The organism is Stenotrophomonas sp. (assembly GCF_032066555.1).
Lineage (GTDB): Bacteria > Pseudomonadota > Gammaproteobacteria > Xanthomonadales > Xanthomonadaceae > Stenotrophomonas.
The window spans coordinates 48,005-74,251 of sequence record NZ_DAMBKV010000011.1 but is presented as its reverse complement, the minus strand read 5'-3'; the positions used below and the strand labels follow the sequence as shown (position 1 = coordinate 74,251).

Sequence of the window (26,247 nt, the reverse complement as noted above, 5' to 3'; positions counted from 1 at the left end):
CTGCCGAGCATGGCTCGGCACTACCCCCTCCCTTTCGCGCAGCGAAGGGGAGGGCTGGGGAGGGGTGCTTCTGGCTGGGGATGCCCCCTGCCGAGCATGGCTCGGCACTACCGCACTGTTGGTCGAGTCAGCGGTACACCACATGCCGCAACAGAACGAAGCTCAGGCCAGCCAGGCTGACCTCGACCACCGGCTTGGCCAACCAGGCGTATTGCAGGCCCAACGACTGTGCCACCCAATCGATCAGCCCGGTGCTGATGGCGGTCAGCAGCAACCACAAGACCAGAAAGCGCGCGAAGCGTTTCCAGCCGTGACGTTGCTCGCCCTGTGCGGCGAAGGTGTAGCGTCCGTTGAGCCAGAAGCCGAGCAGCGCGCCACTGACCCGCCCCAACAGGTTGCCCGGCGCCACCGGCACTCCCAAGGCGGTGGCGGCGACGAATACGGCCCAATCCAGCGCAAGCTGCAGCAGGCCAATGGCGATGTACTGGCTGCCTTGGCGGAGCAGGCTCATGGTTGCGCAGGCTTGATGGACGGCCTGCAATGCTAACCCCATGCGCTTAGAATCCCGAGACTCTCGAAGGAAGTTCCACGCATGACCCAGCCGCTGCACGTCATCATCCTCGCCGCCGGCGCCGGCAAGCGCATGAAATCGCTGTTGCCCAAGGTGCTGCAACCCATCGCCGGGCAACCGATGCTGGCGCACGTGATTGCCACCGCACGCGAACTGCAGCCGGCCGGCATCCACGTGGTCTACGGCCACGGCGGTGAAGCCGTGCGTGCCGCCTTCGACGACCAGCAGGATCTGCTGTGGGCCGAACAGAGCCAGCAGCTGGGTACCGGCCATGCAGTCCTGCAGGCGATGCCACAGGTGCCGGACACGGCGCAGGTGCTGGTGCTGTACGGCGATGTGCCGTTGATGCGCGCGCAGACCCTGGCTGCCTTGTTGGAGAACGGCCCCCGCCTGGCGGTGCTGGTGGCCGAGCTGGACGACCCCTCGGGGTATGGCCGTATCGTCCGCGATGCCGAGGGCAAGGTCGCGGCCATCGTCGAGCAGAAGGATGCCAACGACGAGCAGAAGCGGATCCGCACCGTGAACACCGGCATCATCACCGCCGAATCCACCGCGCTGCGCCGCTGGCTGTCCGGCCTGTCCAATAGCAACGCGCAGGGCGAGTACTACCTGACCGATGTGTTTGCCTCCGCCGCCAGCGAGTACGCGCCGGCCGAGCTGGTGCTGGTTGCCGACGCGCAGGAAGCCGAAGGCGCGAATGATCCGTGGCAGCTGTCGCAGCTGGAGCGCGCCTGGCAGCTGCGCGCGGCCAAGGCACTGTGCGAGCAGGGCGCGCGTCTGCTGGACCCTTCGCGCTTTGATCAACGCGGTACGGTGAAGGTTGGTCGCGATGTACAGATCGATGCCAACGTCATCCTGGAAGGCGAGGTCGAGTTGGGCGATGGCGTCAGCATCGGTGCCTTCGTACGGCTCAAGGACGTCAAGCTTGGCGCGGGCACCGAAGTGCGTCCGCACTGTGATCTGGAAGGCGTTGTCAGCGAAGGTGCCGCACAGATCGGTCCGTTCGCGCGGCTGCGCCCGGGCACGGTGCTGGCCGATGGCGTGCACGTGGGCAACTTCGTGGAAACCAAGAAGGTGACGCTGGGCAAGGGCAGCAAGGCCAACCACCTCACCTACCTCGGTGATGCGGTGATCGGCAGCGGCACCAATATCGGTGCCGGCACCATCACCTGCAACTACGATGGCGTGAACAAGTTCCAGACCACGATAGGCGACAAGGTATTCATCGGCTCCAACAGCTCGCTGGTGGCGCCGCTGACCATTGCCGATGGCGCCACCATTGGTGCCGGTTCGGTGATCACCCGCAATGCGCCGGAAGGCAAGCTGACGGTGGCACGCACCCGCCAGCAGACGATCGAAGGCTGGGTGCGCCCTGTCAAGAAATCCTGAGCCGAGGTTGGCGCGGCGCGATGAACTCGCGCTGCTGCCGCTGATCGAAGCGCAGGCGGGTGAACGCCTGCGCGGGCATCGCGCAGCGGCAGTGTTTGCTGCAAGCCCGACTGAGCCGGCGTTGTTTGAACAGGCCTGGCAGCACGGAATGCTGTGGGTAGTTGTCAGTGAGGACGCGCTGGCCGGCTACCTGATGGCAGGTGTGCTGGGCGAGGATTTCCATATCCAGCAGATGGACGTGGCACCGGCGCATGGCCGCAAGGGCCTCGGCCGTGCCTTGCTGCGGCACGCGTTGCAGCAGGCGAGGGCGTCCGGACATCGCCGGGCGGTGCTCACCACCTTGAGCGACGTGGCCTGGAATGCGCCCTTCTATGCCAGCGAGGGCTTCAGCGAATGGCCGGCGCACGCATGGAGCACGGGCATGCGCGAGGTGATGGCGGCGGAGGCGGCGGCAGGTTTTCCAATGGAGCTGCGTCTGGCAATGCAGCGAACGTTGGAGTGAGTGCCAAGCGTTTTTGTGGCAGCGGCGTAAGCCGCGAAGCCGATGCAAGATCAGAAGCGGTAAAGCCAACCCCTCCCCTGCAGCCAAAGGGAGGGGGCGTAGTGCCGAGCCATGCTCGGCAGAACATTCTCCATGACCCCGCCAATTTGTAGGAGCGGCGTAAGCCGCGAAGCCAGGATATTTTCAGATCAACCGCTAGTGTGGTCGCTGATGCGGTATCAGCTTCGCGGCTTACGCCGCTCCCACAAGCGCAAACCCAACCATACTCGCTTAGTCATGTGGCAGCAGGATCGCCACGCACAGGCCGCCATCCTTGCGGTTCTGCAGGGAGATGCGGCCGCCGTGGGCTTCGATGATCTCGCGGGTCAATGCCAAACCCAATCCGGTGCCGTTGCGCTTGGTTGAATAGAACGGCATCAATGCGTTCTGCAGCACCGCCTCGTTCATGCCGGTGCCGCGATCCAATACCTCGATGCGCAGCCAGTTGGGCAGTCGCGCGATGCGCACCTCCACCGAATCGTCCGGCGCACCATTGTCGGCGCCCGCTTCGTGCGCATTCTTCAGCAGGTTCAGCAGTGCTTGTGAGAACTGTGATTGATCCAGCCGGCTGTATTGTTCGTCGACCATCGGCGCCATGCGGAAGCTGATCTGCTGCTGCAGGCCATGCAGGAACTGGCTCCAGGCAACGGTCTGCAGCTGCGGCTGCGGCAGCTTGGCGAAGCGTGCGTAGCCGCGGATGAAACCTTCCAGGTGACGCGCGCGTTCTTCCACCGTGCCGAAGATATCTTCAAGGCGATCATGGCGGCCGCGCCGTACCAGCTCGGCACCGGAATGCGCCAGCGAGGCAATCGGTGCCAGTGAGTTGTTGAGCTCGTGGCTGATCACCCGAATCACTTTTTTCCAGGTCTGCACTTCCTGGCGGCGCAGCTCGGCGGTGAGCAGGCGCAGCAGCAGCAGCTCGTGGGGCCGCCCGTTCAAATGGAAGGCGCGACGCGACAGGTGGTAGATCTGCTCGTCGTCGTCATCGTCCTCGGCTGCGTCTGGATCGCGCACGGCGAACAGGCTGTCGCCGCCACGGGCGATGGCATTGCGCAGCTCGATCGGCATGTTCTCCAGCAACTCGTGCATGCGCTGGCCTTCAAGCTTCCAGCCACCGTGCAGCAGCTTGCGTGCCGCAGTGTTGGAGAAGGTCACACGCTGTACGCCATCGCCACCATCGGTGAGCAGCAGCATCGCCACCGGCGTGTTCTGCACCATGGTGTCGAGCAGCAGCTCGCGCTGAACCAGCGATTGCCGCTGCTCGCGCAGCACATCACCCAGCTCGGCATGGGCCTGCACCAGCTGTGCGAATTCGTCATGGCCGCGCCAATGCACGCCGAAGTTGAACTCGCCGTCGCGATAACTGCTGGTGGTACCGGCCAGCGCCCGCAGCAGCGAGCGGATCGGCGCGGTGGCGCGTCTCAACGCCCACCACATCGCAGCGAGCAGGAACACGGTGGAAACGCATACCACCACCCAGCCGCGGTCCATCCAGTACGCCAGGAACCACGGCAAGGCCGCTGCGAGCGCCAGCACTGGCAGCAGGCGCAGGAACAGGGTGAAGGTGAAGGAGCGGGTTATCACGGGTGTGTGCTCACTCGCGCGGAATGCCGTGGCGATCCATGCGCCGGTACAGCGCCTGTCGGCTCAGGCCGAGCTCGGCGGCGGCCTGGGCGATGACGCCGCCGGCACGTTCCAATGCGCTGACGATGTGCTCGCGGTCAGGCTCGTCAGCGGCTGCAGTGGGCCTTGCGGGCGCACGCGGCAGGTTGAGGTCGGCGACTTCGATACGCGGGCCCTGCGCGAGCAGGGCGGCGCGCTGGATCACATTGCGCAGCTCGCGCACGTTGCCCGGCCAGTTGTGGCGCTGCAGCGCCTGCAATGCCGGTGCCGACAGCGGCTTGCCGTCGGCGAGGAAGTACTGCGCCAGTGGCAGAATGTCCTCGCGGCGCTCAGCCAGCGGCGGCAGGCTCAGCTCGACCGTATTGAGCCGGTAGTAGAGATCTTCGCGGAAGCTGCCCGCACGGATCATCGCCGGCAGGTCGGCATTGGTGGCGCTGACCACGCGTACCTTCACCTGTCGCTCGCGGTTGGAGCCCAGCCGCTCGAAGCGTCCGGTCTCCAGCACGCGCAGCAGTTTCATCTGCCCGGTCAGCGACAGGTTGCCGATCTCATCCAGGAACAAGGTGCCGCCATCGGCTGCCTCGAACTTGCCCTCGCGGGCCTTGTTGGCGCCGGTGTAGGCGCCGGCCTCGGTACCGAACAGTTCGGCTTCGATCAGCTCGGAGGGAATGGCGCCGCAGTTCAGTGCGACGAATGGGCCCTTCTTGTGCGCGGAATTGGCCTGGATGATTTCGGCGATCTTTTCCTTGCCGGCGCCGTTGGGGCCGGTGATCAGCACCGGCAGTTCCGAGCGCGCGACCTGGCAGGCGAGGGCGATGATGCGCTCGCTGGAGGGATCGGCGAACACCAGCCCGCGCAGGTCGTAGCGATCGTGCAGGGCCTGTTGCTGGCGCTGCTCGCGGGCGCGACGGCGGGCCAGCTCACGGCGCGCCTCGGCCAGTTCCAGCAGGTTGTTGACCGTGGTCAGCAGGCGACCGTCGTCCCAGGGTTTGGCCAGGTAGTCGGAGGCACCGGCCTTGACCAGTTCCACCGCGCTGTCCAGGTGCGTCCAGGCGGTCAGCAGGATCACCGGCAGGTCCGGATGCGCCTGGCGGATACGGCGGAACAGATCCTGGCCTTCCTCGCCGGAGGTGGTGTCGGCGGTGAAGTTCATGTCCTGCAGGACCAGATCGAATTCATGTTCAGCCAGCATCGCCAGGCCCTGGTCCGGCGAGGTGGCATGGCGGGTGTCGATATCGTGCAGGGAGAACAGCACGTCCAGCGCGGTGGCCACGGCGGTGTTGTCGTCGATGATCAGGATCTGTGGCATCGGTTGTCGCAGAAGAAGATGAAGGGACGCAGCGCGGGCGCTGAAGTCAGCACATTACACGTTGCCGAACGGGTTGGGCGGGAGTTGTGAAAGTGCCCTGTCGAGGTCCAGGAGTGCCACGCGGTGAGCCGCTCGTTGCGTCGTCCTTGTGGGGGCGTCTGTGCTGCCCTGCACCGGTCTGTAGTTCATGGAGTCGCCGCGCGGTGCGCGTAGCTCAACACCCGCGTCGCCTGCCACTGACCATCACGCAGGCGCCAGACGATGACGAAGTCGGCCACGCCATCACAGTGTTCGCCCTTCAGATCGCAGAATTGGTGCTGGCCTTGTTCGATCGCGCCGAAATCCTTGATTGGGAATACCTCCAGCGTGGCGGGCAGCAACTGCCGGGTGTAGTTGCCGCAGACATGCTTGCGGGTGTTCGCCAGCATGGCCTCGCGGGTCCAGGTGACACCACCGTTGTCGTGGTAGAACTCGACCGCCGTGTCGAAATAGCCAGCATGCTTCTCGAACTGGGCCGGATCGCTGCAGCGGTTGAAGCTGTCGAACATGCCGTGGTCGAGTTCAGCGATGGTGTCGTGCAGGCTGGCATTGTCGGCATCAGCGGCGTGCGCGGGGATCATCGGCAGCGAACAGAGCGTCAGCAGCAGGCAGGTCAGCTTGGTTTTCATCGGGCGACTCCGGGAAACAGTGGAAGAGGATCAGGCAGCGCGGGTGGCGACCGCCGGTGGCACGGCCGCTGCGCGACGCGCGGGCCCAAGCACGGCGATCTGCCCCAGCAGCAGCAACAGCACCGCTGCCACCGGCAGATACACCAGCGGCAGGCGTGGCAGTTCGTACCGGCTCATCAGGAACATGTTCAGTGCATAGGCCAGGATCAGCCCCACGAAGATGCCGGCACTGCTCAGCAGCAGGTTCTCAAGCTGGAAATTGCGCAGGATGTGCTTGCGGGTTGCACCGAGGGCGCGGCGGATGCCGATCTGGCGCGTGCGCTGCTGCACCCAGAAGCTGGCAAGGCCGACGATGCCGAAGGCAGTAACCGCCAGCAGCGCGATGCAGACCGCAAGCAACAGCCAGATCACCGAGCGATCACGGTGCTGGAAGGCGTCACGCATGTGCGACACGGTGCCCTGCTCCTCGATGATGCGGTTGGGATCGGCCTTGTTCAACGCGGCGATGGCGGCCTTCAGCACGGCCTCGCGTTGCTCGGGGCGGGTACGCAGCGCATAGGCACCGTTGGAGACGCGGACCGGGAACACCATGCTGTCGAAGCGGCTGCTGAACTCGCCGGCCTCGCCAGGTGCCAGCAGATCGTCGACGATACCAACCACCTGGGTCGGCTTGCTGCCCCAGACATAGATGTTGCTACCCACCGCATTGCCAAAGGGAAACAAGGATTTGGCCAGGGAATGGCTCAACAGCACGCTCGGTACCGCCGGGCTGGTGGAGCCGCCCGCAGTGAAGGCACTGTTCTCCAGATACTCGTCCGGCGTGAAACTGCGGCCTTCGCGCAGTTGCAGGCCAAACGTCGGCAGCAACTGGCCGTCGTCCATGTAATTGGTGGCATGTACCGTCGGACGTGTCTGGTTCGGCTGCAGGCGTATGCCCGAGCCCCAGACATTGCTGCCATACGGGATCTGGTTGATGCTGCTGGCTGCCTTCACGCCGGGGACGGCGGCAAGTGCGGCCAGGTCCTGCTTGCGCAGCGCATCGTAGTTGACGTCCGGCAGCAGGCTGCTGGTGGCCAGGTAGACCAGCTCGTCCTCGGCCACGCCGCTTTTCAGCTGTAGCTGTGCAACGCGGTTGCTGATGATGAAGACCGCGTTGCAGATGATGGCGCAGCTGATCGCGATCTCGAACACGACCAGCAGTGCGGCAATCTTCTGGCGGGACAGCATCGACAGGGTGGGGCGGATGTCCAAGGGGGTTCTCCGTGGCGGCGGAAGCTGCCGTTGCTGACGGGGTGGATTCAATGCCACCGCGTCATTGGCTCTTGAGCTGCAATGCGGGGGGAATCTGCATGGCCCGCCAGGCCGGCAGGAGGCCGGCGACCAGGCTCACGCCAACTGCCAGCACGAAGGTCATCCACAGGGTGGTGACATCCATCTGCGCCAGCTTTGCGTACTCGTCCGGTTGCTGGCGGATCAGCCACAGGCCCATCGCGGCAAAACCAAGCCCCAGCACGCCGCCAGCAAGCCCGATCAAACCGGCTTCGGTGAGGCATTGCTTGAAGATGTCCGCGCGTGAAGCGCCCAGCGATCGGCGTACACCGATCTCGCCGCTGCGGCGCAGGAACTTGGCCAGCAACAGGCTGACGGTGTTGATCAGGCAGACCAGCAGGAAGCCGAAGGCCAGCCACATCTGCAGACGCACGTCGTTGGGCACGATGCGGTTGAAGTCCAGCCAGTCCATCACGTTGTGCAGGCGCACGTTGGTGGGACGTTCGAAGCGCCCGCTGGCGCGCTGCGTATCGGAATAGTCGGCCAGGTACTTCAGGTAATCGCCTGCCTTCTGCGGCGTGTCCAGCTCCACCCAGTACTGCAGCCAGGCACAGGGCGCAGTCAGGCCGCGGTTGCCGTCGCCGTCATCGCTGCTGCCCCAGCAGTTCATGCTGCCCTGGGTGTCCAGCTTCAGTGCGCGCGAGCTGGAGAACGGCAGCAGCACCTGCTCGTCACCGCCATAGCGCTGACTGGTCAGGTCGTAGAAGCGCGGTGTGGGCTTCCAGCTGCCGAGCAGCCCGACCACGCGGAACACGCCCTGTGGCAGACGCAGTTCTTTGCCGATGGCGTCCTCGCTTCCATACAGCCGCTGCGCCAGTTTGCGATCGATGACCGCCACCAGCGCACGGCTGTCATCCTCGGCCGCACTCCAAGCGTTGCCGGCCGCCAGCGGCACCTCGAACATCGGGAAGAAGTCCGCCGAGGTGTAGCGTGCCATTGCCCGGAACGGCTGGGCGGCGCTGCCGGTGGGCAGCACCGTCACCGAGCCGGCCGTCATCACTGCCTGGCGGTCAGCGCGCTCCTGTCGCAGCAACTCCTCGGCGTCATAGCGGGTCATCTGCTCCAGCGGGTCCGATTCCAGCGTGGCGTCCTTGCCCAGGCTGCGCGGTTCCAGCTGCGGGTAGAACAGCTGCTGGCTCTTGCGTGGAATTGGATCCCCTGACAAGACGAAGTACAGGCCAAGGGTGGTCATGGTCGCGCCGATGCCGACAGCAATGGTCAGCACCATCAAGGTGGTCAACACCTTGTTGCGGCCGAAGCCGCGCCACGCCAATTGCAGGTAATAGCCGAACATGTCCCTTCCTTGAGCTGACGTATCAGGTGCTGCGTGTGGCCACTGCCGGTGGAATCGATGCTGCCTTGCGGGCCGGGCCGAACACTGCGATCTGGCCCAACAGCCACAGCAGTACCGCGCCCACCGGCAGGTACAGCAGCGGCAGGCGCGGCAGCTCGTAGCGACCCATCAGCCACTGGTTGAGCAGGTAGGCCAGCAACATGCCGACCACGATGCCGATGCCGGCCAGCAGGAAGTTCTCGGTCTGGAAGTAGCGCAGGATCTGCGCGCGGGTGGCACCCAGTGCACGACGGATACCGATCTGCTTGGTGCGCTGCTGCACCCAGAAGCTGGCCAGGCCGATGATGCCCAGCGCGGTCACCAGCAACAGCAGGCCACTGACGATCAGCAACAGGCCGATCATGTCGCGGTCGTTGGCGAAGTTCTTGGCACGCTTCTCTTCAACGGTCTGCTTGGTCCAGACCAGGCGGTTGGGATCGTTCTTGTCCAGCGTCGCCAATGCCTGCTTCAGCACCTCGTCACGGCGTCCCTGCTCGGTGACGCGCAGGATGTAGCGGCCGCCGTTGGAGAAGTTCATGCGGATCGGGAAGATGAGCGAGTGGGTGCGGTTGTTGTCCTGCATGTTCGGACGCAGCAGGGTCTGTGCCACGCCAATCACGGTGACCGGGATGTTGGCCATGTACAAGGTCTTGCCAACCGCATTGCCGTCCGGGAAGAACTGCTTTGCCATTGCTTCGGTGAGAATGGCTGGTGCTTTCAGCTTGCCCAGGTCTTCCACCTTCTCCAGCACATCGCTGCTCTGGTACTCGTCGGCATTGAAATCACGACCAGCGATCAGCTTCAGGCCCAGGGTCTTGACCGCGTTTTCGCCAACCATGTACTGCGCGCCATTGATCGATTGTGCGTCCGGCTCGGGGGAGATGGCCAACGAGGTGTTCCAGGAGCCGCCCTGGAACGGCAGCTGGTTGACGATGGTTACGCTTTCGACGCCTGGGATGCCGCGCAGCGAGGCAAGGTCCTCGGCTGTGCGGGCATCGGCATCAACCTGTTCACCGATACCGCTCAGGCCGATCTCGATCAGGTGGCTGTCATCGATGCCGCTGGCCAGCTGCATGGCGTCGATGCGCTGCGACACGATGAACAGCGCATTGCAGATGATGGCGCAGCTCAGCGCGATCTCCAGCACGATCAGTGCGGCAGCTGTTTTGTGCCGCGACAGCGTGGAGAGGATGGGACGGATTTCCATGAGGTATCTCCAAGGAAGCGAGAAGTGAGTGAAGAGGAGTGAGGAGTGAAAAGGGGAAGCGGCAAACATGCTTCCCTGTCTCAGCCGAACGCACTGCCTCTATGAGGGCGTCCGCAAACGTGGTGAAGGGGAGGTGCGATCTGGATTTCTCTCATTTCTCACTCCTCTTCACTCGTTCCTGCTTCACTGGCTCTTGAGTTGCAGTGCCGGGGCCACCTGCATGGCGCGCCAGGCAGGCAGGATGCCGGCGAGCATGCTGGCCAGCACCGCCAGGGCGAAGGTGACCAGCAGCATCGAGCCATCCAGATGTGCAAGTGAGGCGTAGTCGGCCGGCCGCTGGCGCACCGCCCATAGGCCGAACAGAGCGAACACCAGACCGAGCAGGCCGCCGGCCAAACCAATCGTGCCGGCCTCGATCAGGCACTGCTTGAAGATCTCGGCGCGGCTGGCACCCAATGCACGACGCACGCCGATCTCGCCGCTGCGGCGCAGGAACTTGGCCAACAACAGGCCCACGGTATTGACCAGGCAGACCAGCAGGAAGCCGAAGGCCAGCCACATCTGCAGGCGCACGTCGCCCGGTACGGCATTGCGGTGTTCCATCAGCTCCATGACGTCGCGCAGGCGGGTATTGGCCGGGCGTTCGAAGCGACCAGCGGCGCGCTGCTGCTCGGAGTAGTTGTCCAGGTAAGCCTTGAAATCCTTGGCATCACCAGGCGAATTCAGCTCGACCCAATATTGGATCCACGAGCACGGCACATTCGGCGCGGTGGCGTCGTTGACCAACTCGCGACCGAAGCAGTTCATGTTGCCATTGCGGCCCAGCTTCAGATCCAGTGCCGTGCTGAAGGGCAGGTAGACGTCTTCCTCGGAGTCGAACTTGCCCGAGTACAGGTCGTAGAACTTCGGTGCCGGCTTCCATTCCTTCAGGACGCCGACGATGCGCATGGCATTGCCTTCGACCAGCACTTCCTTGCCAACGCTGTTTTCGCCCTTGAACAACTTGTCATTCAGGGTATCGCTGATCACCGCCACGCGGCTGCGGCCCTGGTCCTCGTCACCGGTCCAACCCTGGCCGAACGCGAACGGCGTATCGAACATCGGGAAGAAGTCGGCCGAGGTGTAGCGCATGCTGATGCTGAAAGGCTTCAGCGCGTCGATACGCGGATCGACGATGCCACCACCGCCGGTCATCATCGCCTGGCGCGGTGCTTTCTTCTGCCGCAGCAGTTCTTCGGCGTCGAAGCGGGTCAACTGCGACTCAGGTTCTTCACCGGCTTTGTAGCCTTCCTTGGTGTAGGGATCCAGCTGCACATAGAACAAGCGATCGCTCTTGTGCGGGATCGGGTCGCCGGAGAGCACCTTGAACACCGTCAAGGTGGTCATCGCCGCACCGATGCCGAGCGCGATGGCCAACACCATCAGTGCGGTCAGGATCTTGTTGCGGCCGAAGCTGCGCAGCGCAAGTTTGAAGTAGTAACTGAACATGGACGATCCTTGGCAGCTCAGGCGCTGCGCGTGGCGACGATGGGCGGGATGGAAGCGGCGCGCAGGGCAGGGCCGATGACGGCGGCCTGGCCCAGCAAGCACAGCAGTACGGCACCCAGCGGCAGGTAGTACAGCGGCAGCCGGGGAATTTCGAAGTAATGCATCAACAACTGGTTGCCGGTGTAGGCCAGCAGCATGCCGAGCACGATGCCTGCGCTGGTCAACAGCAGGTTCTCGGTCTGGAAGTAGCTGATGATCTGGCGGCGGGTCGCACCCAGGGCACGGCGCACGCCGATCTGCTTGGTGCGCTGCTGCACCCAGAAGCTGGCCAGGCCGATGATGCCCAGCGCGGTGACCAGCAACATCACCAGGCAGATGCCCAGCAGCAGTCGGGTCATGCTGCGATCCTGCTGGAAGTAGACCTCGCGCAGTTCCTGCAGCGGCTTGCTGTAGTCGGCGGAGATGATCGCCTCCGGGGTGACCTTGGGCGCGGCGGCGACGGCGTCGCTGACGATGCGCTGCAGGTCGCGCGGGTTGGCGCGCATCACATAGGTGCCGGCCTGCGCATCGGTGGTCACCGGCACGATCACCGACCACTCCATGCCAGCCAGGCCGTTCTCGCTGCGGCCTGGGTCCGGCCGCGAGAAATGTGCCAGTACACCGGCCACGGTGAGCTGGTAGTCGCCCATCCACAATTGTTTGCCCAGCGGGTCCTGGCCCGGCCACAGATGCCTGGCAAAGGCCTGGGTGATCCAGACCTGCGCGTGCGCCGGCAGGAAGTTCTCCACCGGCTGGTAGTCGGCATCGCTGAACATGCGGCCCTGTACTGGCTTCAGCTGCAAGGCATCGATGGCACCTGCGTCCATCAGGTAGAAATGCGGCACGCCACCATGGTGCTTGCCTTCCGGATCCAGCGAGACACCGGCGGTGCCGGCGCGCTGGCCAAACGGTACGGCGTTGAGGACGCCCACCGCCTGCACGCCGGCCTGGCCACGAAGCTGCTGCAACCAGCGGCTGTTCACGTCCACCTCTTTGCAGGCGTCACAGTCGAGCAGGCTCAGTGTCGCGATGGACGCCTCGTCGACGCCGCTGTTCATGCCGATCAGCTCCATCCGCGACGCGGCCAGGAACAGGGCATTGCACAGCACCGCGCAGGCCAGTGCGATTTCGAGCACGATCAGGCTGGCGGCGATGCGATGCCGCGACAGCGTGCTGATGATGGGTTTGATATCCAGGGTCATCGCTTACAGCGCCTTGATCTGCAGGGCCGGATCGATGCGCGCGGCGCGCAGCGCCGGCAGCAGTCCAGCAAGGACGGTGGTGGTCACCGCGGTGGCGAAGGTGAGGCCAAGCATGCTCATGTCCAGCTGCACCATGTCGGCGTAGGCCAGTGGCTGCTGGCGGATGCTCCACAAGCCGACCAGGGTGAACAGCAGGCCCAGCACCGCGCCGCCAACGCCGATCAGTGCGGCCTCGATAAGGCACTGCTGGAATACCATCGCGCGGGTCGCGCCGAGTGCACGCAGGACACCGATCTCGCCGGTGCGGCGCAGGAACTTGGCCAGCAGCAGACCGATCGTGTTGAACAGGCAGATGACCAGGAAGGCCAGGGCCATCCATGCCTGCAGCTTGACGTCACGCGGCACCACGCCGTTGTAGTCCATCCACTCCATCAGGCTGCGCAGGCGCGTCAGCTCGGGCTGGCTGATGCGGCCCAGCTGCTGTTGCTGCTGCACATAGGCCTGCAGGTGTTGTTGGTAGGCCGCAACCTTTGCGGCGCTGTCCAGTTGCACCCATAGCTGCAGCCACACGCAATCGGTGTTTTCCAGGTAGCCGGGTTTCTCGGGCAGCTTGTTGCAGGTGAACTGGCGGAAGTTGCCGGCGTTGATCTGCAGGCCGGTGAAGAACGGCACCATTACGTCTTCGACCTGCCGGTAGTAGTCGGCGGTGTCGCCCTGCGCGAAGCGCCCGCCCGCCACGGTGTAGAACAGGGGCGATGGGCGCCACGGCGCGAGCACGCCGATGATGCGTACTTCGCTGTCGCGGATGCGCAGCATCTTGCCGGTGCTGTCCTTGCCGTCGAACAGGCGCTGGTTCAACTCCGAGGAAATCACCGCCACGCGGGCGCGGCGCTGGTCATCCTCGGCCGACCAGCCGGCGCCGTAGGCCATCGGCACCTGGAACATCGGGAAGAAATCGGCGGTGGTGGACAGCAACGTGGTCATCATCGCCGGCTCTTGGCTACCGGGAGCGGATAACTTGACGGGGCTGTCCACCACCAAAGCCTTGCGATCGGCTGGACCATCACGCCACAGGTCGGTCGCCGAGGTGTAGTCGAGCATGTCCAATGGCTCGCGCCGCGCCCGCTCGCCGCGCGTCGATGCATCCACCTGCGGGTAATAGATCTGCCCACTGCGCCCGGGCAGTGGATCGCCCGAGAGCAGGTGCTTCACCGTCAGCGTGGTCATCGACGCGCCGATGCCCATCGCAATCGACAGCACCATCAGTGCGGTCAGCACGGGGGTGCGGCGCAGGCTGCGCAGGCCTTGGCGGAGGTGGTAGGCGAACAGCGACATGCGCGGGATCAGCCCTGGTTGTCGGCAACGGCGGCGATGCGGGCGGCGTGTGCCAGCACCGGCTCGCGGATCAGGTCGGTGGCCTGGCCATCGACGATGTGCACGTTGCGCTGGGCGCGTGCGGCCAGTTCCGGATCATGGGTGACCATGACGATGGTGGTGCCCTGGCTGTTGATCTCTTCCAGCAACTCCATGACGCCACGTGCCATCTGCGTATCCAGGTTGCCGGTCGGTTCGTCAGCCAGCAGCAGGCGCGGGCTGCCAGCCAGGGCGCGGGCGATGGCCGCACGCTGCTGCTGGCCGCCGGACAGTTCAGCCGGATAGTGCTTCATGCGCGAGCCCAGGCCGACGTCGGTCAATGCCTTCTCGATGCGCTGCTTGCGCTCGGCCGAGGGCATGCCACGGTAGCGCAGCGGCACATCGACGTTGTCGAACAGGTTGAGGTCGGGGATCAGGTTGAAGCCCTGGAAGATGAAGCCGATCTTCTGGTTGCGCAGGCGCGAGCGGGCGTCGTCACCGAGATGGCTGACGTCCTGGCCATCCAGCAGGTACTGGCCGCTGGTGAAGGTTTCCAGCAGCCCGGCGATGTTGAGGAAGGTGGTCTTGCCCGAGCCCGAGGGGCCGGTGACCGCGACGAATTCGCCTTCGCGCACATGCAGGTCCAGCGAACGCAGCGCATGGGTTTCGACCTGCTCGGTGCGGAAGACCTTGGAGACGGATTGCATATGGAGCATGGGTATTCCTTTCAGCGACGGGGAATGTGGTGGGTGGAGCGGTGTGCTGGGACTGCGTTTGAATGGGTGTAGCCAGGTCCGGCGATGGGGGCGGGAATTCGAGGGTTACAGCGTGGACGGCAGGGTTCACGACAACCCGGACGCCTGCAGCTGTTTCCCATCACGATTCCCGAATCCCCATTCCCGGCCCCTATCAATTGATCGACACGCGTTCGATGTCACCGAACAGATCCGCACCGGAGACAACGATCTTCTCGCCCGGCTGCAGGCCGGAGACGATCTCGACTTCGCCCAGGCTGCTGACGCCGGTCTGGATCGGACGACGCACCGCGGTGCCGCCGCTGACCACATAGGCGTAGCGACCACCGGACTGCTCGACGAACGGACCACGCTCGACCTTGAGCACGTTGTTGCGGGTGTCCAGCAGGATGCGTGCGCTCATCCGCTGGCTCTGGCGCAGGCCCGGCGGCTGCTTGTCGGAGAAGCGCAGGCGGGCGACGACTTCACCGTTCACCACTTCCGGCGACACCGCGGCGATCTCGCCCGGGAACGGCTGGCCGGAGCCGCTGGTCAGTTGGGCCGGCATGCCGAGGGCGAGGTCACGGGCGAAGCTTTCCGGCACCTTGATTTCGATCTCGAAGCGCGACAGATCGACCACGCCCAGGATCGGTGCGTTGGCGGCCACCTGGGTGTGCTGGGTCGCCTGCACCTGGCCGACCTGGCCATCGAAGGGGGCGCGCAGGGTCAGCGCATCCACCTGACGCTTCACTTCAGCCACCACCGCCTCCTGGCGATCCGCCATCAAGCGCTTGTTGCGCGCGTCCAGGCTTGCGCCCTGGCTTTGCAGGCTGGCGTCCTGCTGGGCGTGCTGCAGTTCGATCTGGGCTTTCTTCAGTTCGTCCTGGGCCTTGGCCAGGTCGACCTGCGGTACCGCGCCGCCATCGAAGCCGCGCTGGTAGCGTTGCAGGTCGCGTTCGGCAGCGGTGCGCACCAGGCCGGCCTGGTCGGACAGCTTGGCGCCGGTGGCGCGGGCCAGGGTGGCATCCAGTGCGGCGCGGCTGGCTTCGGCCTCCAGGCCGGCCAGGGTGGCCTGTTCCTGGGCCAGCTTGCTGCGCAGTTCCGGGCTGTCGATCACCGCCAGCTCCTGGCCCTGCTTGACCACGTCACCGGCGACCACCTTCAGGGTCACGGTGCCGGCGGAGATGGCGTACAGCACCGGGCTGTTGGCGGCGATGACGCGGCCATCGGCAGCGATGTCGCGGACCAGGTCGCCGCGCTTGACCTCGGCAATGCGCAGGCGGTCACCGTCGAAGGAGCGGCTGGCGCCCAGCCAGTTGCTGACCACGTAGCCAATGCCGGCCACCACCACCGCGGTGATCACCGCCGGCCACATGTAACGCCGCCACACGGGTTGCGGGCGCTGGGTACTTACCTGGTCCTGGGCGGAGGTGTCGCGGATCATCGTCGGCTTCGCTGCTGGGTTTGTTATCCATTAAGCAGGTCGCGTGCCAACTCCAAATGATTGAATTTGTTTGGAAAATATTCACCGTTGTGAGTGTCCGGGTGTCCGCGGACGCTCACCCGGACAGTGTCCGGGTGCCGATGTCCCGGCATGTCCGCTGGTTGTCTGATCCGGCTGACTTAGAATGTCCGCTCGTAATTACCAATGGGTAGGCTATGTGCGGGATTGTTGGGGCGATCGCGGATCGCGATGTGGTTCCGGTACTGATTGAAGGACTCAAGCGGCTGGAATACCGCGGCTACGATTCCTCGGGCATAGCCGTGCTCGATGGCGAGCACATCCGCCGCGTGCGCCGCACCGGCCGTGTCGCTGAAATGGAAGGTGCGGCCATCGCCGAACAGTTCCATTCGGTGCTGGGCATCGGCCATACCCGCTGGGCCACCCACGGTGGCGTCACCGAATCCAATGCCCATCCGCATATCAGCCACGGCGTGGCGCTGGTGCACAACGGCATCATCGAGAATCACGAGGAGCAGCGCGAGAAGCTGCTGGCGCTGGGCTATGTATTCGAGTCGCAGACCGATACCGAAGTCATCGCCCACCTGATCCACCATCACCTCAAGGCCGATCACGATGACCTGCTCAGCGCCCTGCAGCGCACGGTCAAGGAATTGACCGGTGCCTACGCATTGGCAGTGATCAGTGAGAACGAACCCGGACGCATGGTGGTGGCACGCATGGGCTGCCCGCTGCTGGTTGGCCTGGGCGATGGCGAGAACTTCGTCGCCTCGGACGTATCGGCCATCCTGCAGGCCACCCGCCGGGTGATGTTCCTGGAAGAGGGCGACACCGCCGAACTGACCCGTCAGGGCGTGCGCGTGTTCGACGCCAACAACGCCCCGGCGCAGCGCGAGCAGCGCATGTCGGACGTATCGCTGGCTTCGCTGGAGCTGGGCCCGTACCGCCACTTCATGCAGAAGGAAATCCACGAGCAGCCGCGCGCGCTGGCCGACACCATCGAGGCGGCGATTGATGCGGGTGGCTTCCCGGCAGCGCTGTTCGGCAAGAATGCCGAAGCGGTGTTCAAGGACATCGAAGGTGTGCAGATCCTGGCCTGCGGCACCAGCTACTACGCTGGCCTGACCGCGCGTTACTGGATCGAGGCCATCGCCGGCCTGCCGTGCAGCGTGGAAATCGCCAGCGAATACCGCTACCGCGCCGCCTATGCCAACCCCAGGCACCTGATCGTCACCATCTCCCAGTCCGGCGAAACCCTGGACACGATGGAAGCGCTCAAGTACGCCAAGTCACTCGGTCACACGCATACGCTGTCGATCTGCAACGTGCCGGAAAGCGCGATTCCGCGCGCCAGCGAGCTGGTCTGCTACACCCGCGCCGGTGCCGAGATCGGCGTGGCCTCGACCAAGGCCTTCACCACCCAGCTGGCAGCGCTGTTCCAGCTGACCGTGGTACTGGGCAAGCTGCACGGCAAGGTTGATGCCGAGCAGGAAGCGGGCTACCTGGAGCAGCTGCGGCACCTGCCGGGCAGCGTGCAGCACGCTTTGAACCTGGAGCCGCAGATCATCGCCTGGGCCGAGCGTTTCGCCGGCAAGTCGAACGCGCTGTTCCTTGGCCGCGGCCTGCATTACCCGATCGCCCTGGAAGGCGCGCTCAAGCTCAAGGAAATCTCCTATATACACGCCGAGGCTTATCCGGCCGGCGAGCTCAAGCATGGCCCGTTGGCACTGGTGGACGCGGAAATGCCGGTGGTGGTGATCGCCCCCAACGACAGCCTGCTGGAAAAGGTGAAGTCCAACATGCAGGAAGTGCGTGCGCGCGGCGGTGAGCTGTTCGTGTTCACCGACCAGGACAGCAACTTCACCGCCTCCGACGGCGTGCACGTGATCCGCACGCCGCGCCATGCCGGCGTGCTCAGCGCCATCGTCCACACCATCCCGGTGCAGATGCTGGCCTACCACACGGCACTGGCCCGCGGCACCGATGTGGACAAGCCGCGCAACCTGGCCAAGAGCGTTACCGTGGAGTGATATCTGTCACGTAGATGTAACCCGGGCTGCGGATAATCGTCCCCAGCAGCCCGGTTCTCTCTCCCCCGATGTTGCTCGAAGCCCGGCCCAGTGCCGGGCTTTTGCTTTTTGAGGTGTCCGGATGGCCCCTACAGACGGCGCTCCGGATTCGGTTCACAGTTCGTGCCGGGTGCGTGGTTGGGCCTGTAAGGTCAAAAGTGTGATTTGAATCACAAATGGCGTGATTGTGGCGCGCTGCTTTTGCCGGTTAACCCAATAGAACGAAAAAAAAGCCGGCGTTGCCGGTGGGGATGTCATGACAGGGGGCTGTATGTGTGTTGCGAAAGGCGTGCCGCCAGGCTGGGTGGTGCGCGTTCAGTGGTGGACGCTGGCCGTTGCTCGCGCAGCGGCGGTCGGGCTACGCGTATGAGCCCGCGTTACCACTTCATTGCCGGCCTGCCACGCTCCGGCTCGACCCTGCTGGCCGGCATCCTGCGCCAGAACCCGCGCTTTCATGCCGCCATGAGCAGCCCGGTCGCCGGGCTGATCAATGGCGCGCTGGAACAGATGGGGGCGGGCGGCGAATCGGCGGCCTTCTTCGACGAGGCCAAGCGCAAGGCCATCTGCAACGCCATCCTGGACGCCTATTACGCCGACACCCCGGCGCAGTTGGTGTTTGACACCAACCGCCAGTGGACCGCGCGCATGCACCAGCTTGCCGGGCTGGTACCGGACTTCAAGGTCATCTGCTGCGTGCGCAACCCGGCCTGGGTGATGGACAGCTTCGAGGCCATCCATCGACGCAATCCGTTCGACTACAGCCGCATGTACAACCCGGCGACGCGGCAGACCGTGTATAGCCGCTGCGAGCAGCTGATAAGCGCTGGCGGCGTGGTTGGCGGCGCCTGGACCGCGCTCAAGGAAGCCTATTACGGCGAGTTTTCCGAGCGGCTGCTGTTGCTGGACTACGAGCTGCTGACCCGCCACCCGGCACGCACCATGCAGTTGGTGTACCAGTTCCTGGGTGAAGCGGAATTCGCGCACGACTTCGACAATGTCGAGTACGCCGAAGAAAGCTTCGACCAGCAGTTGGGTGTCAAAGGGCTGCACGACGTGCGCCGCAAGGTCGAGTTCAAGGCCCGGCGCAGCATCCTGCCGCCGGATCTTTTCAACAAATACCAGGACATGGATTTCTGGCAGGACCAGACGGGCAGCTCGGCCGGCATCATCGCCGCCCGGCGTTCCGAAACCCAGGCTCCGCTCATCACCAAGGCCACCCCATGAAGCACGCACTGCTCGGCGCATTGTCCACACTGTTGCTCCCGTTCTCGGCGCATGCTGCTGGGTCAGCTGCAGGAGGCTACCTGATGCGCGGTGGCTATCAGCCAAGAAGTTATATGCGGATGGGGCAGGGTGATGCTGTAGCAAGCCTGCCGCTTGGCAAGGCCTCCAGCCACAAGCCGCGCGCCGGTGTCGAGCAGTCCAGCGACACGCTGGACATCCAGCAGCATGCAGGCATCACCGAGCTGGTGGTGATCGACAGCTCGGTGCAGGACCGGGCCACCCTTTATGCGGGACTCAATCCCGGTGTCGGCGTGGTTGAGATCGATGCGGGTCGTCCGGGACTGCCGCAATTGGTGCAGGCCCTGCGTGGGTATCGGGACCTTGCCGCGATCCATGTGGTGTCGCATGCCAGCCCGGGGGTGCTGCAGCTGGGCAGCAGCCGCATCACTGCCGAATCCCTGCATGCAGAGTTGGGTACGATGCAGGCGTTGCGTGCCTCGGTGCGCGAAGGCGCGGACCTGTTGTTCTATGGCTGTGATCTGGCTGCTACCGACGACGGTGAGGTAATGCTGGGCATCATCCGTGACCAGAGCGGGATGGACGTGGCGGCTTCCTCCAACTTGACGGGCGCCGTGGGGCAGGGCGGGGATTGGTTGCTGGAAGTTCAGCGCGGTGATATCGGGACATCGCTGGCCTTTTCGGACAAGGCATTGCGGGATTACTCCGGTGTGCTGGCGGCGTCCAACGGGTTAAAGACGTTTTCCACCGGATGGACCGACAACAACATCAATCTGACCTCCCAGGACTTCATCGTTACCGGATGGGATGTGGGTGGCTCGGCCATCGGCAATGTCAGCATTTACGCCTACGCACCGAACGTTGCGTATCTTCAATGGCAATTCAACAACACGACGACCGGCACCTACTTCAACGTCGCCGCCGACGGCACGAATACAGGTACTTTCGAGCTCGCTGGGCTGGAGGCGGGGGAAGCGCCGGGCCTCGGTGGACAATTCACGAATGTGAGAATTGTCGGCATCAAACCGGATGACTCCACAGTTACTTCCGCCACATTGAGTGGGACCGCGATAGAAAATGAGACATTTTCTTTTGGTCCCTCGCAGCTGGCTGCGTTCAATGGTGTCAAGTTGAAAGCCTTCAAGCTTGTCTTCGACACCAGCTCTGCGTGGGATACCAAGCCATACTTCGAATTCCGGAACTTCACGGTTACCGCTGCGCAGGGGCCATTGCCGATTGTGTCGGACTCGCGCATAAGCATCTCCGGTGCCAGCGGAACCGGCGGCACCTACAAGATCGGCGATACCGTTACTGCGACCTGGAACAACACCGCAGGCGGTGACAACAACGTGGGGATCACCGGCGTCACCATGGATTTCAGCCAGTTCGGTGGCAGTGCAACCGTGGCGGCGTCGAGCAGCGGCAACACCTGGACCGCGACGTATTCCATTACGTCGGGCTCCATCGATGCAACCCACCGCAACATCAGCGTCAGCGCGACCAACGTAGCCGGCACAACCACCACAGCAGATACCACCAATGCAACCGTAGATAACATCGCGCCAACGGTGACAGACGCGCGGATCAGCATCAGCGGCGCTACTGGAACCAGCGGTGCCTACAAGATCGGCGATACGGTGACCGCCACCTGGAACAATACCGCCGGCGGTGACAACAACGCCGACACCATGGCCAGCGTCACTGTGAACTTCACCGACTTCGGTGGTGGTGCAGCCGTCGCAGCCACCAATAGCTCGGGCACCTGGACGGCCATCTATACGATAGTTTCCGGCAACATCGATGCCGCCAATCGCAATGTCAGTGTCACTGCCACCGACAATGCGGGCAATGCAACGGCAACGTCTGACACCACAAATGCCAGGGTGGACAACAAGCCGCCCTCTGTCAGTAGCATCGTGGTGTCCGGCTCACCATCGTCGGCGGATTCGTCGATGGCCTTCACCGTGACTTTTGATGAGCCGGTGGCGAATGTCTCCACCGACGACTTCACCCTGGTGGGAGCGGGAGCCACTGGCACCATTGCCAGCGTCTCAGCATCCAACGGTTCGTCGGTCAACGTGAACATTGCCGGCATCTCCGGTAGCGGAACCATCAAGCTGAACCTCAATGGCTCTACCAATATCGTCGATGGTGCGGGTAACGCGATTCCGTCCTACAGCAGTGGCAGTGCCCATACCGTTGCCATACCAACTGCGCCAGGTATACCTGCCATCGGGATGGCGACCGCTGGTGACACGCAGGCGACGGTGACTTTCACCTCACCGAACAATGGTGGTTCGGCGATCACGACCTACACCGCAACCGCCAACCCGGGTGGTGCAACCGGTAGCTGTGCCGGTCCGGCTGCCTGTGTCATTACCGTTGGTAATCTGATCAACGGTACGGCCTATACGTTCAGCGTGACGGCGACGAATGCCATCGGCACCGGCAGCGCTTCGGGCGCATCAAACAGTGCCACCCCGATGGCCAACCAGGTCATCACCTTCGCCCAGCCGACCAACTACAACTTCGGTGCTACGCCTACGTTGACTGCCAGCTCTGCCTATGCAATAGGTGGGGCAGCAACGGGCTTGGCGATTGACTTCACCTCGTCCACGACAGGCGTTTGCACCATCACCAGCAGCGGTATGTTGACCTTCATTTCCGCAGGCACCTGCACCATCGATGCCGACCAGGCGGGTAACTCGTCGACGAATGCTGCTTCCACCGTTACCCGTAGTTTCACGGTCAATGCGATCGTGCCTGCTGCGCCGACCATCGGCACGGCAACTCCGGGCGACCAGCAGGCAACGGTGACCTTCACTGCACCGGCAAGCACCGGTGGCTCGGCCATCATCCCGAACGGGTATATCGTCACCGCAAACCCCGGTGGGATTACCGAAGTGGGCTCATCATCGCCGATCACCGTGACCGGGCTGACCAACGGTGTCTCCTATACGTTCACAGTGACGGCGACCAATTCGGCCGGTACCGGCAGCGCCTCCGGGAGCAGCAACGCCGTCGTCCCAGCTTCGCCGCAGACCATTACCTTCGCCAACCCGGGGGCGCAGAGCTTTGGCACGATGCCGGACCTCCGCGTCGTCAACGGTGGTGCGTCGGCGACCTCGGGATTGGACGTTACCTTCACCTCCTCGACCACCGGCGTGTGCACTGTCACCAGCGAGGGGCTGGTCACTTTTGTGACGGTGGGCAGTTGTACGATCCACGCTGATCAGGCCGGTAACAGCAGTTACCTGGCGGCGGCACAGGTCAGCCGCACTTTCACGGTCAATGCGGTTGTTCCTGGCGCGCCCACCTCGGTGGTTGTCACTTCCGGCGACAACCAGGCCAGCGTGGCCTTCGTGGGGCCCATCAACACGGGGGGCACGAGTATCACCGGTTATACCGTTACCGTCAGTCCGGCCGACGTCGCGCCGGTCAACGGCGCTGGTTCGCCAATCGTGGTGAGCGGCCTCACCAACGGTCAGCCCTATACCTTCACCGTCACCGCCGACAACAGCGCGGGTACCGGGCCGGCCTCCAGTGCGTCGAATTCGGCGACACCTGCGGCAACCCAGACCATCACGTTCAACAACCCGGGGGCCCAAACCTTCGGCACCACGCCAACGCTGACCGCCACCTCCGATTCCGGCCTGACGCCGACGTTCAGTTCCAGCACGACGAACGTATGCACCATCACCAGCGGTGGTGCGCTGACCTTCCTGACCGCCGGCACCTGCACCATCAATGCCGACCAGGCCGGCAACGGCAGCTACCTGGCCGCCACGCAGGTGGTCCGCAACTTCGCGGTGAACGCCGTGCTGCCGGGTGCGCCTGTTATCGGTACCGCCGTCGCGCAGGGCGTTGACACGGCCGAGATCAATTTCACCGCGCCAGCCAGCAATGGCGGTACCGCGATTTTCTCGTATACGGTAACGGCCAGCCCCGGTGGGCTGACCAAGTCTGGCTCGGGTAGTCCGATCACGTTCAATGGCCTCAGCCCGGCAACTACCTATACGTTCACGGTGGCTGCGACCAATGCGGTCGGCACTGGTTCGGCGTCTGCCAACTCCAACCAGGTCAGCACCATTCCGTTGCTGAAGGCCAATGATGTCAACCAGAACATCGGCTACGGTGCATTGCCCACCAGCATCAACCTGTCGATCACCGGCAGTGCGGATGAAGTGTTGATCATGTCGCAGCCGACACACGGCACCGCGACGGTCAGCGGTACCTCGATCAGCTACCAGCCGCAGCCAGGCTATGCGGGCCCGGACCAGTTCACTTATGCGGCCAAGGATGCATACAGCACCTCCACGCCGGCACAGGTGGACATCACCGTGGCGTCACCAACGCTGGGCATGACCACATCCGCGCTGCAGGCGGCGCGGGCCAGTACGCCGTATACGCAGACGCTGGCCGCAAGTGGCGGCACCGGGCCGTACACCTACGCTGTCAGTAGTGGCAGCCTGCCCACCGGCATCACACTGTCTGCAGCGGGCGTGTTGAGCGGTACTCCAACCCAGGTGGGCAGTTTCAACGTCACCATCACGGCGACCGACAGCAGCAGTGGAACCGGGCCGTTCGATGTTGCGCAGTCGTACAACCTGGAAGTGGATGCCGCGCAGGTGGAGCTGGACCTGAGCGCGCTACCACCTGCAAGCGGAGACCAGGACTACACCCAGGCATTGATGGCCCGTGGTGGTACCGCACCGTATCGCTTCATGGTAATGAGCGGCCAGTTGCCGCCGGGCCTGGCATTGGCGGCGGATGGTACGTTCTCCGGCGAGCCTCAGGCCGCCGGCAGCTACACCTTCACCTTGCAGGTTACCGATGCCAACGGGTTCACCGGCACCGCCCCGGTGACCTTGAAGGTCGACCTGAGCGTGCAGGAGATCACCAACATCCATACCGATCCTGAGCTGCCGGAGTTCGTCAAGGGAGGTAGCTTCACTGCTTCGGCTACTGGTGGTGGTTCCGGCAACCCGGTGCTGTTCAGCAGTGGCTCGCCGGCCGTCTGTTCGGTGACCGGTGCGCAGGTGATGATGCTTTCAGCAGGTACCTGTGTGTTGAACGTGGACCAAGCCGGCAACGCCATGTACCAGGCCGCGCCACAGGCACGCCTTGAGGTTGCCATTGCCGCCGCCACGCCGACGCTGCAGTGGATGCAGCCGCTGAGCAAGATCTATGGCGAAGCCGCGTTTGATCTGGTCGATCCGCGTAGTGACAGTCAGGGTGTCTTTACGTTCAGCAGCAGCAATACCTCGGTGGCAACGGTCAGTGGCCGCACCGTTACCCTGGTCGGGCCAGGTACCGCGACGTTGGTGGCCACACAGCAGGCGCATGGCAGCTACACCGCGGCGAAGGTTGACGTGGAGCTGACGGTGAACGCCCGCCCGGATCCGACCCTGGATGCCGAGGTGCGTGGTGGTTTGCAGGCACAGGTGGACGCCAGTGTGCGCTTTGCACGCGTGCAGCTGGGCAACATCCAGTCGCGCTTGCAGCAGGTCCGCTCGGGTGAGAATGCGTCGTCGGCGGCGTTGACCCTGGCCTATGCGGGCGATCTGCTGGGGCAGGGCATGTCGGTGCCGGTGAAGCTGCCGGTCAACCACTTCACGGGCATGCCAAGCGGGTGGGGCGGCTGGATGTCCGGTACCGCCACGTTCGGCAACAGTGGCCATCAGCGCGGTGGCAGCTTCGACTTCAACACCGACGGCATCAGCCTGGGTGTGGACCGCAGCTTCGGTGACAACGGCCTGCTCGGCATGGCCGCCAGCCTGGGCCGCAACCGCACGCGCTTCGACGCCTCGCCGTCGCGGATGGATGCCGACCAGTATTCGCTGGCGATGTATGGTCTGTGGCGTGCAGGTGAGCACCTGTTCGTTGACGGCGTGGTCGCGCAAGGCCAGCTGGACTTCGATGTCGCGCGCTGGAGCAGTGTGGCTGGCACGATGGCGCTGGGCCAGCGTGATGGCAGCCAGTCCTTCGGCGCGCTGACCTTCGGTTACCAGCAGCAGCGTGGTGCCTTCAGTCTGTCCGGCTATGGCCGCTTCGATGGCAGCCGTAGTCGCCTGGATGGGTATCGTGAGCACGGGCTGGGGGTGTATGACCTGGCCTATGCCGATCAGACCGTCAGCAACAGCGGTTTGGCCGTGGGCTTCGATGGCAGCTACAGCTGGCAGGGTGGGCGGGTGTCGTTGCGCCCGTTCTGGAAGCTCGAGTACCGCCAGTCGCTGTCCAATACCGGTGATGCCTGGATGAACTATGTGCAGCAGCCCAGTGCGGGCGGCTATGTGCTGGACATGCAGGCGTATGCTGACAACATGGTGACGGCGGCCGCGGGCTTTGATGTGAAGACCGATCGGGGCTGGCTGATCTCGCTGCTGTTCGGGCGCGACCAGGGCAGCAACAGCGCGTCCAGCAGCAGTGTAGGCCTGCGCATCAGCTATGGCAGCGCTGGGATGGGCGCTTCCATGATGCCTGGGCAGGTGGGGGAGTCAGCATTTGATGACTGCAAGGGACGTCGCTGCAGGCGTCCAGGCGGGAGCCAGCCCGGTGAGGCTTTCCCGTAATCCATCGCGATAGCGGAACGAAGACGCCCGGCGAAGTGCCGGGCGTCTTCGTTCCAGGCCCGCTAAGCTGCCCACTCTTGTGATCGCGAGCTGAACCTGTTGCTTTGTGAAAGTAC

The 26,247-nt window shown here is 64.1% G+C and carries 17 protein-coding genes; 5 read left to right on the top strand and 12 right to left on the bottom strand.

Annotated elements, in window-relative coordinates:
- Positions 1–127 precede the first annotated feature (127 nt).
- Positions 128–511, bottom strand: a complete 384-nt coding sequence (locus RT131_RS13510) for a GtrA family protein (protein WP_313173331.1) — start codon at positions 509–511, stop codon at positions 128–130.
- 81 nt (positions 512–592) lie between these two features.
- Here RT131_RS13510 and glmU point away from each other — a divergent pair, with 81 nt between their 5' ends.
- Complete coding sequence (gene glmU, locus RT131_RS13505) at positions 593–1,960, top strand: bifunctional UDP-N-acetylglucosamine diphosphorylase/glucosamine-1-phosphate N-acetyltransferase GlmU (protein WP_313173330.1); 1,368 nt, start codon at positions 593–595, stop codon at positions 1,958–1,960.
- Positions 1,961–1,967: 7 nt separating this feature from the next.
- Positions 1,968–2,462 carry a GNAT family N-acetyltransferase gene (locus tag RT131_RS13500; RefSeq protein WP_313173329.1) on the top strand — a complete coding sequence of 165 codons (495 nt, stop codon included), beginning with the start codon at positions 1,968–1,970 and terminating at the stop codon, positions 2,460–2,462.
- 270 nt (positions 2,463–2,732) lie between these two features.
- Here RT131_RS13500 and RT131_RS13495 read toward each other — a convergent pair whose 3' ends face one another.
- From RT131_RS13495 to RT131_RS13445, 11 genes are all read right to left on the bottom strand, one after another.
- On the bottom strand, positions 2,733–4,085 hold the full coding sequence (locus RT131_RS13495) for a HAMP domain-containing sensor histidine kinase (protein WP_313173328.1): 1,353 nt from the start codon (positions 4,083–4,085) through the stop codon (positions 2,733–2,735).
- Positions 4,086–4,095: 10 nt separating this feature from the next.
- Positions 4,096–5,433 carry a sigma-54 dependent transcriptional regulator gene (locus RT131_RS13490; RefSeq protein ID WP_313173327.1) on the bottom strand — a complete coding sequence of 446 codons (1,338 nt, stop codon included), beginning with the start codon at positions 5,431–5,433 and terminating at the stop codon, positions 4,096–4,098.
- Positions 5,434–5,618: 185 nt separating this feature from the next.
- Complete coding sequence (locus RT131_RS13485; protein ID WP_313173326.1) at positions 5,619–6,101, bottom strand: nuclear transport factor 2 family protein; 483 nt, start codon at positions 6,099–6,101, stop codon at positions 5,619–5,621.
- A gap of 30 nt (positions 6,102–6,131) precedes the next feature.
- Complete coding sequence (locus RT131_RS13480) at positions 6,132–7,352, bottom strand: FtsX-like permease family protein (protein WP_313173325.1); 1,221 nt, start codon at positions 7,350–7,352, stop codon at positions 6,132–6,134.
- Between the two features lie 61 nt (positions 7,353–7,413).
- Positions 7,414–8,724 (bottom strand): FtsX-like permease family protein, encoded by a 1,311-nt coding sequence (locus RT131_RS13475; protein WP_313173324.1) that lies wholly within the window; start codon positions 8,722–8,724, stop codon positions 7,414–7,416.
- 22 nt (positions 8,725–8,746) lie between these two features.
- The gene (locus tag RT131_RS13470; protein ID WP_313173323.1) at positions 8,747–9,970 is read right to left on the bottom strand and encodes an FtsX-like permease family protein; all 1,224 of its coding nucleotides are present in this window, start codon (positions 9,968–9,970) and stop codon (positions 8,747–8,749) included.
- Between the two features lie 183 nt (positions 9,971–10,153).
- Positions 10,154–11,458: an ABC transporter permease gene (locus tag RT131_RS13465; protein WP_313173322.1), complete on the bottom strand. Its 1,305-nt coding sequence runs from the start codon at positions 11,456–11,458 to the stop codon at positions 10,154–10,156.
- A 17-nt stretch (positions 11,459–11,475) separates the two neighbouring features.
- A complete protein-coding gene (locus tag RT131_RS13460; protein WP_313173321.1) occupies positions 11,476–12,699 on the bottom strand; it encodes an FtsX-like permease family protein in 1,224 nt (407 codons plus the stop codon).
- A gap of 3 nt (positions 12,700–12,702) precedes the next feature.
- Positions 12,703–14,034: an ABC transporter permease gene (locus RT131_RS13455; protein ID WP_313173320.1), complete on the bottom strand. Its 1,332-nt coding sequence runs from the start codon at positions 14,032–14,034 to the stop codon at positions 12,703–12,705.
- Positions 14,035–14,042: 8 nt separating this feature from the next.
- Complete coding sequence (locus RT131_RS13450) at positions 14,043–14,768, bottom strand: ABC transporter ATP-binding protein (protein WP_313173319.1); 726 nt, start codon at positions 14,766–14,768, stop codon at positions 14,043–14,045.
- Between the two features lie 193 nt (positions 14,769–14,961).
- Positions 14,962–16,230, bottom strand: a complete 1,269-nt coding sequence (locus tag RT131_RS13445; RefSeq protein WP_313173318.1) for an efflux RND transporter periplasmic adaptor subunit — start codon at positions 16,228–16,230, stop codon at positions 14,962–14,964.
- A 215-nt stretch (positions 16,231–16,445) separates the two neighbouring features.
- Between RT131_RS13445 and glmS the strand changes: the two genes are divergently transcribed.
- From glmS to RT131_RS13430, 3 genes are all read left to right on the top strand, one after another.
- Positions 16,446–18,278: a glutamine--fructose-6-phosphate transaminase (isomerizing) gene (gene glmS / locus RT131_RS13440; RefSeq protein ID WP_313173317.1), complete on the top strand. Its 1,833-nt coding sequence runs from the start codon at positions 16,446–16,448 to the stop codon at positions 18,276–18,278.
- A gap of 405 nt (positions 18,279–18,683) precedes the next feature.
- The gene (locus RT131_RS13435; RefSeq protein WP_313173316.1) at positions 18,684–19,541 is read left to right on the top strand and encodes a sulfotransferase; all 858 of its coding nucleotides are present in this window, start codon (positions 18,684–18,686) and stop codon (positions 19,539–19,541) included.
- On the top strand, positions 19,538–26,131 hold the full coding sequence (locus tag RT131_RS13430; protein WP_313173315.1) for a DUF4347 domain-containing protein: 6,594 nt from the start codon (positions 19,538–19,540) through the stop codon (positions 26,129–26,131). The genes RT131_RS13435 and RT131_RS13430 overlap by 4 nt, the downstream gene beginning before the upstream one ends.
- The last annotated feature ends 116 nt before the right edge of the window (positions 26,132–26,247 follow it).

Bases quoted from the DNA above. Each gene is read 5' to 3' on its own strand.
- RT131_RS13510 (WP_313173331.1), bottom strand. From the start codon at position 511: ATGAGCCTGCTCCGCCAAGGCAGCCAGTACATCGCCATTGGCCTGCTG.
- glmU (WP_313173330.1), top strand. From the start codon at position 593: ATGACCCAGCCGCTGCACGTCATCATCCTCGCCGCCGGCGCCGGCAAG.
- RT131_RS13490 (WP_313173327.1), bottom strand. From the start codon at position 5,433: ATGCCACAGATCCTGATCATCGACGACAACACCGCCGTGGCCACCGCG.
- RT131_RS13485 (WP_313173326.1), bottom strand. From the start codon at position 6,101: ATGAAAACCAAGCTGACCTGCCTGCTGCTGACGCTCTGTTCGCTGCCG.
- RT131_RS13475 (WP_313173324.1), bottom strand. From the start codon at position 8,724: ATGTTCGGCTATTACCTGCAATTGGCGTGGCGCGGCTTCGGCCGCAAC.
- RT131_RS13470 (WP_313173323.1), bottom strand. From the start codon at position 9,970: ATGGAAATCCGTCCCATCCTCTCCACGCTGTCGCGGCACAAAACAGCT.
- RT131_RS13465 (WP_313173322.1), bottom strand. From the start codon at position 11,458: ATGTTCAGTTACTACTTCAAACTTGCGCTGCGCAGCTTCGGCCGCAAC.
- RT131_RS13460 (WP_313173321.1), bottom strand. From the start codon at position 12,699: ATGACCCTGGATATCAAACCCATCATCAGCACGCTGTCGCGGCATCGC.
- RT131_RS13455 (WP_313173320.1), bottom strand. From the start codon at position 14,034: ATGTCGCTGTTCGCCTACCACCTCCGCCAAGGCCTGCGCAGCCTGCGC.
- RT131_RS13450 (WP_313173319.1), bottom strand. From the start codon at position 14,768: ATGCTCCATATGCAATCCGTCTCCAAGGTCTTCCGCACCGAGCAGGTC.
- RT131_RS13445 (WP_313173318.1), bottom strand. From the start codon at position 16,230: ATGATCCGCGACACCTCCGCCCAGGACCAGGTAAGTACCCAGCGCCCG.
- glmS (WP_313173317.1), top strand. From the start codon at position 16,446: ATGTGCGGGATTGTTGGGGCGATCGCGGATCGCGATGTGGTTCCGGTA.
- RT131_RS13435 (WP_313173316.1), top strand. From the start codon at position 18,684: ATGAGCCCGCGTTACCACTTCATTGCCGGCCTGCCACGCTCCGGCTCG.
- RT131_RS13430 (WP_313173315.1), top strand. From the start codon at position 19,538: ATGAAGCACGCACTGCTCGGCGCATTGTCCACACTGTTGCTCCCGTTC.